Genomic DNA, 9,382 nt, shown 5'->3' with positions numbered 1-9,382 from the left:
GGTCGGAGTACGCCTGGACAGCACGCAGGGCGTAACGCTCGGTGGCGTCGGCCAGCGTCGCCCCGCCCAGGCTGGAGATGCCCAGCGTCCGGTTGAGCGGTCGCCCCTCGGGGTCGACGTCCTCCCAGGTCTCGTCGCGGGCGGCCAGCACCCGGTCGGCGATCATGTTGAGCGCGGTGTCGAGGTCGAGGTCCTCCCACTCGGTGCCGTACGGCCGGCGGTAGCGGACCTTGGTCTGCCGCAGTGGGCTGGTCACCAGGCTCTTGCTGGCCGAGCCCTTCGGGCAGAGCCGACCCCGCGAGATCGGGCTGTCCGGGTCGCCCTCGATCTGACTGACCTGCCCGTCCTTCACGTACACCCGCTGGCCGCAACCGACGGCGCAGTACGGGCAGACGGACCGGGCCATCGAGTCGGCGGTGTCGGTACGGGCGGTGAGTGCGCGGGATCCAGCGGACTTGGCCGCCGCGCCCCGGCCGAGTGGGTCGGTGCCGGTGAGCTGCCGGTAGACCGGCCAACCCTCAATCCAGCGAGGCACCCCCATCGCGCACCTTCCCGACTAATCACACAAAATGTGAACAGCCTGACATTAGTCGAGGTGCCGTCCCCGTCGCAGCGGGATCACGAACAGTCATGCCTCCCCCGGCCCTCGGTGCGGCCGGGAGAGGCATGGAGTGCGGCGATGGTCAGTGCGGTGGCAACTGGCCGACGGGGTGGTCGTTGAAGGTCCGGTAGCGGTGCAGCTCCCAGAACAGCCAGCCGATGCTGACGAGCGCCACCACGACGAAGACCAGCGAGCCGGTGAACGTGTCCCAGAGGGTGTGCAGGACGACGACGCCCACGAACGTGCCGATGAATCCGAACAACCGGCGGGCGCTCGGCGTGGCCAACAACGCCCACAGGGCTCCGGCGGTGAGCCCGGTCCAGGCGGTGTGACCGGCGGGCGCGGTCAGACCACGGATGAACAGCGTCTGCTCCACCGCCCCGATGTTGCCCTGCGAACTCAGCAACGCGCTGAACGCGTAACCCATCGTCTCCAGCGCGGCGAACCCCATGCCGGCGGCGACGCCGATGACCAGACCGTCCGAGGGCACCCGACGCCGACGCTGGGCCACCACCGTGAACAGCAGCACCACCGGCACGATCAGCTTCGCCGACTCCTCGATCAGTGCCACGAACAGCATGGGCAGCGTGCCGAGGCCGCGCAGGGTGTCGTACTCCAGGGTCCCGGCGACGACCGTGCCGATCACACCGCCGAAGAACGCCGACGTCACCAACACCGACGCCGGCACCTGCCACCGCCCGGTGCGGGCCTGCGCGAACGTCAGGAACGTCAACGGCACCAACGTCGCCCCGAGCAGGATCAACGCCGGTACGAAATTCGGATTCTTGGTGCTGACGAGGGTCCGCAGCACCGCCAGATAGAGGATCAGCCCGATGACGAAAACCCCGACCCACGCCCACCGGCGCCAACGATCACGCATACCGCGCAGTGTGGCCGACCCACGTTACGAAGACCAGCCCCAGCGTTGAGATCCGCACGACTCCGGACACACGGATCAGCGCTTCTGGAACATCGTCGCTGCCACGTCGGCAATCAGCTCGATCGCCCAGTCGAGCTGCGGACAGTTGGTGCGACCGCAGCACTCCAAGCACCCACCTACGCGCCACGGCCGGTCGAGCGCCCGGGTCCAATGGACGTCCAGAACCCTATTGGCAGTGAACAACTCGGTTGCCGTGGAGATCGGCTCGTCGATCGGCACAGTCGGCACCCTCCCCGCGATCATGATTTGTCCCCACCTGGGAGGCAGAGTCCGTACGTCGTGCTCCCCCAGGTGGGTTGCCGTCGGGCACCCAGGAATTTGCCGAAACCAGGGAACCCACGGAGATCGACTCATGCCGACCGAGAGAGTGGACTACCGGCGCATCGCCAACGAGATCGCCGATAAGATCAAGTCCGGAGAACTCGCCCCGGGTGAAAAGCTGCCGTCCACACGCGAGCTGGCCGAACAACACGATGTGCACATCTCCACCATCAACCGGGTCATGACCATCCTCAAAGACCGGGAGCTGATCGAGGGATTCCCGGGCAAAGGCGTCTATGTGGCCGAGGCTGGACCGTCGAAATAGAGCCGTGTGCCGAGCCTTGATGCCCCCACACCGCAATGCCCTGATCGTTGGCAGCTGAACAACTCGACACGCCGAGCGCCGGACTGCTGAGCTGCCAACGATCGCCGCGCCCAACGAAGGCGGCGCCTCAGACCACGTGCACCAGCCGGAAACGCTCGGTCACCACCATCGTGTCGTCGTCCACCGTGAAGTCGGGGTCGCCCAGCTCCTCGCGGAGCTCCGCGCTGTGCCAGAACGTCTCGTGCCCCGCCCGCCACTGCGCCACGGACTCGTCGCCCTCGCCCTCGTCCAGCGCGTGTTGCAGGTCGACGTCCGCGAGACGGATCACCCGTACCTCGGTCAGTTCGATGACCGCGACCCGCCGGCCCGCGGAGTCCACCACGGCGGAGAGTTGACCAACCTCGGGCAGTGGCTCGTTCGCGCACTCGTACCCGGCCAGCAGGCCCGTGGTCGAGGTCTTCGCACCGGAGAGGATCGCGCCCACGAGCGTGTCCCGCAGCGGCCCCGGGAACGCGAACTCAGCCAGCGGAAGATCATCGAGGTCCATGCGCGGAGGGTACGCGACCGGGCGCGCCGCGAGGAAGCGTCGTCGACAAGCTCCCGGCGGCATGACACCGTCACGATGTGGCCACCTACGACGTCGCCCTCGTACTGCTGGTCGACCCGTCCGGCGCGGTGTTGCTCCAGCACCGCGACGAGGACATCGCGGTCTCGCCCGGCCAGTGGAGCCTGCCGGGTGGCCACGTCGAGCCCGGCGAGTCGCCGGAGGAGGCGGCCCGCCGTGAGTTGCTGGAGGAGACGGGTCTGACAGCGGACGAGCTGCACCCGTTGTGGAGCGGCCCGCGCCCGTACGAGCCCGGCTTTCCCCACACCGTGACCGTCCACGTCTTCCGGGGCGCGACGACGGCTCGACAGGAGGACGTGGTGCTCGGGGAGGGTCAGGCCATGGTGTTCGTCCCCCGCGACCAGGTGCTCGATCGTGAGCTGGCGGTCTCCGCCGCGCTCGTCCTGCGCATGATCTAGCTGCCCCGGCTCAACGATCACGCAGTTGTGGTGGGTGACAAATCGGTCCCTGGTCAGGCGTGGTGGATCGGGGTTTCCAGGTCGCTGAGTGGGCGGCCCGAGCCGCCCCAGGTCCGGGCCGTGATCTCGGCGGCGATCGCCACCGCCGTCTCCTCCGGTGTCCGCGCGCCCAGGTCCAGCCCGATCGGCGAGCAGAGCCGGGCCAGCGCCGCCTCCCCCACACCGGCCTCGCGCAGTCGGCGCATCCGGTCGTCGTGCGCGCGGCGGCTGCCCATCGCTCCGATGTAGCGGGCGGGTGTGTGCAGCGCGACCTGGAGCAGCGGCACGTCGAACTTGGGGTCGTGCGTCAGCACGCACAGCACGGTGCGGTCGTCGACGGTCGTCGACTCCAGGTACTTGTGTGGCCACTGGACGACGAGGTCGTCGACGTCCGGGAAGCGCGCGCGGGTGGCGAACAGCGGGCGGGCGTCGCAGACCGTGACGTGGTAGCCGAGGAATGTGCCGATCCGGGCCATCGCGGCGGCGAAGTCGATCGCGCCGAAGACGATCATCCGGGGCGGTGGCACGTACGACTGGATGAAGACGGCAACGTCGTCGCCACGACGCTGACCCTGCCGACCCAGGTGGATCGTGCCGGTGACGCCGAGGGCGAGCATCCCGACCGCCTGTCGGGCGACCGCGTCGTCCAGCTCGGGCACGCCGATGCTGCCGGCGATCCGGTCCGGCCAGATCACCAGTTGGGCGTTCTCGACCGACGCGGTGGCGACCGGGCGGCCGTCCCGGATCGCGGCGAGCACCTCGTCGATCTCCATCATCGCGACGCTCGGCTGCACCAGGATCCGGATCGTGCCACCGCAGGTCAGGCCGACGTCGAACGCGTCGTCGTCGCTGACACCGAAGGTCTGGGTGTGGGCTGTTCCGGTCGCCAGCGCGGTCCGGCAGAGTTCGTAGACGGCACCTTCGACGCAGCCGCCCGAGATGCTGCCCAGCACCTCGCCGTGAGCCGAGACGGCCATCGCCGCGCCGGCCGGACGGGGCGCGGACTGCCAGGTCCGCACGACGGTCGCGACGGCGAACGCGACGCCAGCGGTACGCCAGCTCGTCAGCCCGTCGACGATGTCCCGCATGGCCGCACGATCCGCGAGCCCTGGCGGCACCGTCAACGCCGACCTAAGCAGTTGCTTAGGTCGCCGTTGACTTTGCTGACCGTCCGGCAGAGATTCTGCCGGACTGCGGAGGTGCGACATGCAGGTGCCGGCACCGTTCGAGTACGAGCGAGCCACCAGTGTGGACCATGCGATCAGCCTGCTGGAACGACTGGGCGGGACCGCCCGCCTGATCGCCGGTGGGCACAGCCTGCTGCCGATGATGAAGCTCCGGCTGGCCAACTTCGACTACCTGATCGACATCAACGACCTGCACGCCGAGTTGGGCTACGTCGAGACGGGCCCGGACGAGGTCCGCATCGGCGCGCTCACCCGCCATCGGGAGCTGCTCGAATCTCCGGTGCTGGCGGCGGCGTTCCCGATCTTCGCGGACGCCGAGCGGGTGATCGCCGACCCGGTGGTGCGTAACCGGGGCACGCTGGGCGGCTCGCTCTGCCAGGCCGACCCGTCCGAGGACCTCTCGGCGGTCTGCACGACGCTGGACGCACGGTGTGTGATCCGTGGTCCGGGTGGCGCGGAGCGGGTCGTGTCCATGGAGGAGTTCCACGTCGGGCCGTACGAGACAGCCGTCGCGGACGACGAGATCCTGGTCGAGATCCGGGTGCCGGTGCGACCCGGGTGCGGCAGCGCGTACGCCAAGGTCGAACGCCGGGCCGGCGACTGGGCCGTGGTGTCGGCCGGCGCGGCGGTGTGGCTCGACGGCGGCGTGATCGTGGACGCCCGGGTCGGGCTCGCGGCGGTCGGCCCCAACACGACGGGCATCCCGGAGATCTCGGCGGCGCTGCGGGGGCAGGAGCCTTCGGAGGAGCTCTACGAGCAGGCCGGGCAGATCGCGGCGCGCAGCTGCGACCCGGTGACCGACCAGCGCGGCAGTGCGGACTACAAGCGGCATCTGGCCGCCGAGCTGACCAGGCGGACCCTGCGCCGGGCCGTCGAACGGGCGAGGAGCTGAGTATGCAGGTCACCATGACCGTCAACGACGTCGAGGTCACCCGGGACATCGAGGCCCGGCTGCTGCTGGTGCACTTCCTGCGCGACGTCCTCGGGCTCACCGGCACCCACTGGGGCTGCGACACCAGCAACTGCGGCACCTGCGTGGTCTGGCTCGACGGCGAGCCGGTGAAGTCGTGCACAGTGCTCGCGGCGATGGCCGGCGGCCACCAGGTGCGTACCGTCGAGGGCCTCGCCAAGGGCGCCGAGCTGGACCCGATCCAGCAGGGCTTCATGCAGTGCCACGGTCTGCAGTGCGGTTTCTGCACGCCGGGGATGATGATGACGGCGCGGGCGCTGCTCGACCGCAACCCCGACCCGAGTGAGACGGAGATCCGGGAGGCGATCTCGGGGCAGATCTGCCGGTGCACGGGTTACGCCACCATCGTCCGCTCGGTCCGCTGGGCCGCCGTGGCCGAGGCGCAGGCCGTTGCCCAGGTCGTCGAAACCACCGAATCGACCGAGGCCGGCGAGATCGACAACGCCGGCCAGCCCGCGGAGGCCGCCGCATGACCACGGTGAACGAGCGCGTGGACGCGTTCCACGACAACGACCAGAAGCCCGTCGGGTACGGGCGGATGCTGCGCAAGGAGGACCCGCGGTTCCTGCGTGGTCGCGGCCGGTACGTCGACGACGTCCAACTGCCCGGCATGCTGCACCTGGCGATCCTCCGGTCGCCGGTGGCGCATGCCCGGATCGTCAGCATCGACACGAGCGCTGCCGAGGCGTCCCCCGGGGTGCGGGCGGTGGTGACCGGGGCCGCGCTGGCGCAGCAGAACCTGGCCTGGATGCCGACCCTCTCCAACGACGTGCAGGCGGTGCTCGCCACCGACAAGGTGCGTTTCCAGGGCCAGGAGGTGGCCTTCGTCGTCGCCGAGGACCGGTACGCGGCGCGTGACGCGCTGGAGCTGATCGACGTCGAGTACGACGTCCTCGACCCGGTGATCGACGCGCGCCGGGCGCTCGAACCGGACGCACCGCTGATCCGCGACGACCTGGACGGCAAGACGAACAACCACTGCTTCGACTGGGAGACCGGCGACGAGGCGGCCACCGAGGCGGTCTTCGCCCGCGCCGATGTCGTGGTCAGCCAGGATCTCGTCTACCCCCGGGTCCACCCGGCGCCGATGGAGACGTGCGGGGCGGTCGCCGACTACGACGCTGTCGACGGCAAGCTGCGACTCTGGTCGACCACCCAGGCCCCGCACGCGCACCGCACCCTCTACGCCATCGTGGCGGGCCTGCCCGAACACAAGATCCAGGTGATCGCGCCGGACATCGGCGGCGGGTTCGGCAACAAGGTGCCGATCTACCCCGGGTACGTCTGCGCGATTGTCGCCTCGATCGTCACCGGCAAGCCGGTGAAATGGATGGAGGACCGCTCGGAGAACCTGATCAGCACCGGTTTCGCCCGCGACTACATCATGCGTGGGGAGATCGCCGCGACCCGGGACGGCCGGATCCTCGGCATCCGCACCAACGTGCTCGCCGACCACGGCGCGTTCAACGGCACCGCCGCACCGGTGAAGTACCCGGCCGGCTTCTTCGGTGTGTTCACCGGCAGCTACGACATCGAGGCCGCGTACTGCAAGATGACGGCGGTCTACACCAACAAGGCGCCCGGCGGCGTCGCGTACGCCTGCTCGTTCCGGATCACCGAGGCGGTCTACCTGGTCGAGCGGATCGTCGACTGCCTCGCCGACGAGCTGGGCATGGACCCGGCCGAGCTGCGGTTGAAGAACTTCATCCGGCCGGAGCAGTTCCCGTACACGACGAAGACCGGCTGGGTGTACGACTCGGGCAACTACGAGCCGACGATGCGGCTGGCGATGGAGATGGCCGGCTACGACGAGTTGCGCCGCGAGCAGGCGGAGAAGCGGGCCCGAGGCGAGCTGATGGGCGTCGGCATCGCGTTCTTCACCGAGGCCGTCGGCGCCGGGCCGCGCAAGAACATGGACATTCTCGGGTTGGGCATGGCTGACGGCTGCGAGCTGCGCGTCCACCCGACCGGGAAGGCCGTGGTACGCCTCAGCGTGCAGTCACAGGGTCAGGGGCACGAGACGACGTTCGCGCAGATCGTCGCCGAGGAGATCGGAATCCCACCGGCGGACATCGAGGTGCTGCACGGCGACACCGACAACACACCGTTCGGCCTCGGCACGTACGGCAGTCGGTCGACGCCCGTGTCGGGTGCGGCGGCGGCCCTGGTGGCCCGCAAGGTCCGCGACAAGGCCCGGATCATCGCCTCGGGAATGCTCGAGGTGTCGGTGGCCGACCTGGAGTGGGAGAAGGGCGCGTTCCACGTCGCCGGCGACCCGGGCCGGTCGGTCACGATCCAGGACATCGCCCTGCGCGCGCACGGCGCGGGTGACCTGCCCGAGGGCATCGAGGGCGGGTTGGAGGCGCAGATCTGCTACAACCCGTCGAACCTGACGTACCCGCACGGCGCGTACATCTGCGTCGTGGACATCGACCCCGGCACCGCGCAGGTGACGGTACGACGGTTCATCGCTGTCGACGACTGCGGCACCCGCATCAACCCGATGATCATCGAGGGGCAGGTGCACGGCGGGCTCACCGACGGCGTGGGCATGGCCCTGATGGAGATGATCGCGTTCGACGAGGACGGCAACTGCCTCGGCGCGTCCCTGATGGACTATCTGATCCCGACGTCCCTCGAAGTACCCGATTGGGAGACCGGCTTCACTGTGACGCCGTCCCCGCACCATCCGATCGGCGCGAAGGGCGTGGGCGAGTCCGCGACGGTGGGATCGCCACCGGCGATCGTCAACGCGGTCGTGGACGCCCTGAAGCCCTTCGGCGTCCGACACGCCGACATGCCGCTGACGCCGTCGCGGGTCTGGGACGCGATGCGCGGCCAGGCTCGGCCGCCGATCTGAGGGAGTCGAGGATGACCACCATCGCCGAGCGCGCCCGGGAACTGACCGACAACCGGGAACCGTTCGTCCACGCCACAGTGGTCCGCGCACAGGACCCGACGTCGGCCCGGCCGGGCGACGCCGCGGTGATCCGGTCGGACGGGTCGATCGAGGGCTTCGTGGGTGGAGTCTGCGCGGAGAGTTCGGTGCGGGCGGCGGCACTCGACACCATGCGCGACGGGACCGCCCTGCTGCTGCGTGTCCTGCCCGACGGCGCGCCCCCGTTCCCGGAGGCACCGGGGGCGCGGGTGGTGGTCAACCCCTGCCATTCCGGCGGCGCGATCGAGGTCTTTCTCCGACCCATGCTGCCGGCACCGGCACTGCGCGTGGTCGGGAGCACGCCGATCAGCGCCGCTGTGGCGACCCTCGCCGCGTTCCTCGACTTCGACGTCGTGGCAGCCGACGACGACGCCGGCTGCACCGCGGTGGTGGTGGCCGGGTTGGGTAAGGGTGAGCAGGAGGCGATCCGGGCGGCGCTCGACGCCGGCGTGGGGTTCATCGCGCTCGTCGCCAGCGACCGACGCGGCGCGGCCCTGCTCGACGAGCTGAGCCTGACCGACGCGGAACGCGCCCGCGTCCACACACCGGCCGGTCTGGAGATCGGCGCACGTACACCGGCGGAGATCGCCCTGTCGATCATGGGTGAGGTGGTCCGGGCCATCCGGGTGGACGGGTTGGCCCCGGCCTCCGGCACGCCGGCCGCGCGACCGCAGCAGGCCGTCGACCCGGTGTGCGGGATGACCGTGCTGGTTGGCCCGTCGGCCCCGCACGCCCGGGTCGACGGGCAGGACTTCTGGTTCTGCTGCGCCGGCTGCCTCGCGAGTTACACGGCGGCGTAGCCCGTGTTCCTGACCGGTCTGGTCCTCGCCGCGGGCGCGTCGACGCGGCTCGGCGAGGCGAAGCAACTACTGCCGTACCGGGGGCGGACGCTGCTCGACGCCACCCTCGACCTGGCCCGCTCGTGCGGCTTCGACCAACTGCTCGTCACCCTCGGCGGAGCGGCGGCCGCCATCCGGGACCAGGTGGACCTGACCGGCTGTCAGATCGTGGAGAACCCCGCGTTCAGCACCGGCTGCGGTTCGTCGGTCAGCACGGCCGCGCGGGCGGTGCACCCGCGCGCCGACGCGCTCGTGCTGC

General features: G+C 70.0%; 11 protein-coding genes and 1 pseudogene. 7 read left to right on the top strand and 5 right to left on the bottom strand.

Features of this window, described 5'->3' with window-relative positions; translation table 11 throughout:
• From ACWCO3_RS25805 to ACWCO3_RS25795, 3 genes and pseudogenes are all read right to left on the bottom strand, one after another.
• Positions 1-541, bottom strand: a pseudogene (locus ACWCO3_RS25805) (formate dehydrogenase); the annotation flags it as partial.
• A 142-nt stretch (positions 542-683) separates the two neighbouring features.
• Positions 684-1,481 (bottom strand): PrsW family intramembrane metalloprotease, encoded by a 798-nt coding sequence (locus ACWCO3_RS25800; RefSeq protein WP_450012467.1) that lies wholly within the window; start codon positions 1,479-1,481, stop codon positions 684-686.
• Positions 1,482-1,556: 75 nt separating this feature from the next.
• On the bottom strand, positions 1,557-1,760 hold the full coding sequence (locus ACWCO3_RS25795) for a hypothetical protein (RefSeq protein ID WP_450012465.1): 204 nt from the start codon (positions 1,758-1,760) through the stop codon (positions 1,557-1,559).
• A 133-nt stretch (positions 1,761-1,893) separates the two neighbouring features.
• On the opposite strand from ACWCO3_RS25795, the gene ACWCO3_RS25790 reads away from it, so the two are divergent.
• Positions 1,894-2,127, top strand: a complete 234-nt coding sequence (locus tag ACWCO3_RS25790) for a winged helix-turn-helix domain-containing protein (RefSeq protein ID WP_358165966.1) — start codon at positions 1,894-1,896, stop codon at positions 2,125-2,127.
• Positions 2,128-2,254: 127 nt separating this feature from the next.
• Here ACWCO3_RS25790 and ACWCO3_RS25785 read toward each other — a convergent pair whose 3' ends face one another.
• Entirely contained in the window at positions 2,255-2,674 is a 420-nt protein-coding gene (locus ACWCO3_RS25785) for an ASCH domain-containing protein (RefSeq protein WP_358078664.1), read from the bottom strand.
• A gap of 77 nt (positions 2,675-2,751) precedes the next feature.
• Here ACWCO3_RS25785 and ACWCO3_RS25780 point away from each other — a divergent pair, with 77 nt between their 5' ends.
• Positions 2,752-3,150, top strand: coding sequence for an NUDIX hydrolase (locus tag ACWCO3_RS25780; RefSeq protein WP_358165969.1), 399 nt, complete (start codon positions 2,752-2,754; stop codon positions 3,148-3,150).
• Positions 3,151-3,203: 53 nt separating this feature from the next.
• On the opposite strand, the gene ACWCO3_RS25775 is transcribed toward ACWCO3_RS25780, so the two are convergent.
• Positions 3,204-4,277: an XdhC family protein gene (locus ACWCO3_RS25775; protein ID WP_450012462.1), complete on the bottom strand. Its 1,074-nt coding sequence runs from the start codon at positions 4,275-4,277 to the stop codon at positions 3,204-3,206.
• Positions 4,278-4,395: 118 nt separating this feature from the next.
• On the opposite strand from ACWCO3_RS25775, the gene ACWCO3_RS25770 reads away from it, so the two are divergent.
• The 5 genes from ACWCO3_RS25770 to ACWCO3_RS25750 form a co-directional block, all read left to right on the top strand.
• Positions 4,396-5,268 (top strand): FAD binding domain-containing protein, encoded by an 873-nt coding sequence (locus ACWCO3_RS25770; protein ID WP_358078655.1) that lies wholly within the window; start codon positions 4,396-4,398, stop codon positions 5,266-5,268.
• Between the two features lie 2 nt (positions 5,269-5,270).
• Positions 5,271-5,819 (top strand): (2Fe-2S)-binding protein, encoded by a 549-nt coding sequence (locus ACWCO3_RS25765; RefSeq protein WP_358165976.1) that lies wholly within the window; start codon positions 5,271-5,273, stop codon positions 5,817-5,819.
• Positions 5,816-8,206, top strand: a complete 2,391-nt coding sequence (locus ACWCO3_RS25760; RefSeq protein WP_450012459.1) for an aerobic carbon-monoxide dehydrogenase large subunit — start codon at positions 5,816-5,818, stop codon at positions 8,204-8,206. The genes ACWCO3_RS25765 and ACWCO3_RS25760 overlap by 4 nt, the downstream gene beginning before the upstream one ends.
• Before the next feature lie 11 nt (positions 8,207-8,217).
• Positions 8,218-9,084: an XdhC family protein gene (locus tag ACWCO3_RS25755; RefSeq protein WP_450012457.1), complete on the top strand. Its 867-nt coding sequence runs from the start codon at positions 8,218-8,220 to the stop codon at positions 9,082-9,084.
• A 3-nt stretch (positions 9,085-9,087) separates the two neighbouring features.
• On the top strand, positions 9,088-9,382 hold a 295-nt coding region (locus ACWCO3_RS25750; RefSeq protein ID WP_450012455.1), incomplete at its 3' end, for a nucleotidyltransferase family protein.

It is taken from the genome of Micromonospora sp. NPDC002411 (assembly GCF_053592955.1).
The sequence above is the reverse complement of the archived record's forward strand: the minus strand, read 5'-3'. Positions and strand labels throughout refer to the sequence as shown.

Coding starts and splice junctions, on each gene's coding strand:
- ACWCO3_RS25755 (WP_450012457.1), top strand. CDS start 8,218: ATGACCACCATCGCCGAGCGCGCCCGGGAACTGACCGACAACCGGGAA.
- ACWCO3_RS25775 (WP_450012462.1), bottom strand. CDS start 4,277: ATGCGGGACATCGTCGACGGGCTGACGAGCTGGCGTACCGCTGGCGTC.
- ACWCO3_RS25770 (WP_358078655.1), top strand. CDS start 4,396: ATGCAGGTGCCGGCACCGTTCGAGTACGAGCGAGCCACCAGTGTGGAC.
- ACWCO3_RS25800 (WP_450012467.1), bottom strand. CDS start 1,481: ATGCGTGATCGTTGGCGCCGGTGGGCGTGGGTCGGGGTTTTCGTCATC.
- ACWCO3_RS25765 (WP_358165976.1), top strand. CDS start 5,271: ATGCAGGTCACCATGACCGTCAACGACGTCGAGGTCACCCGGGACATC.
- ACWCO3_RS25790 (WP_358165966.1), top strand. CDS start 1,894: ATGCCGACCGAGAGAGTGGACTACCGGCGCATCGCCAACGAGATCGCC.
- ACWCO3_RS25785 (WP_358078664.1), bottom strand. CDS start 2,674: ATGGACCTCGATGATCTTCCGCTGGCTGAGTTCGCGTTCCCGGGGCCG.
- ACWCO3_RS25760 (WP_450012459.1), top strand. CDS start 5,816: ATGACCACGGTGAACGAGCGCGTGGACGCGTTCCACGACAACGACCAG.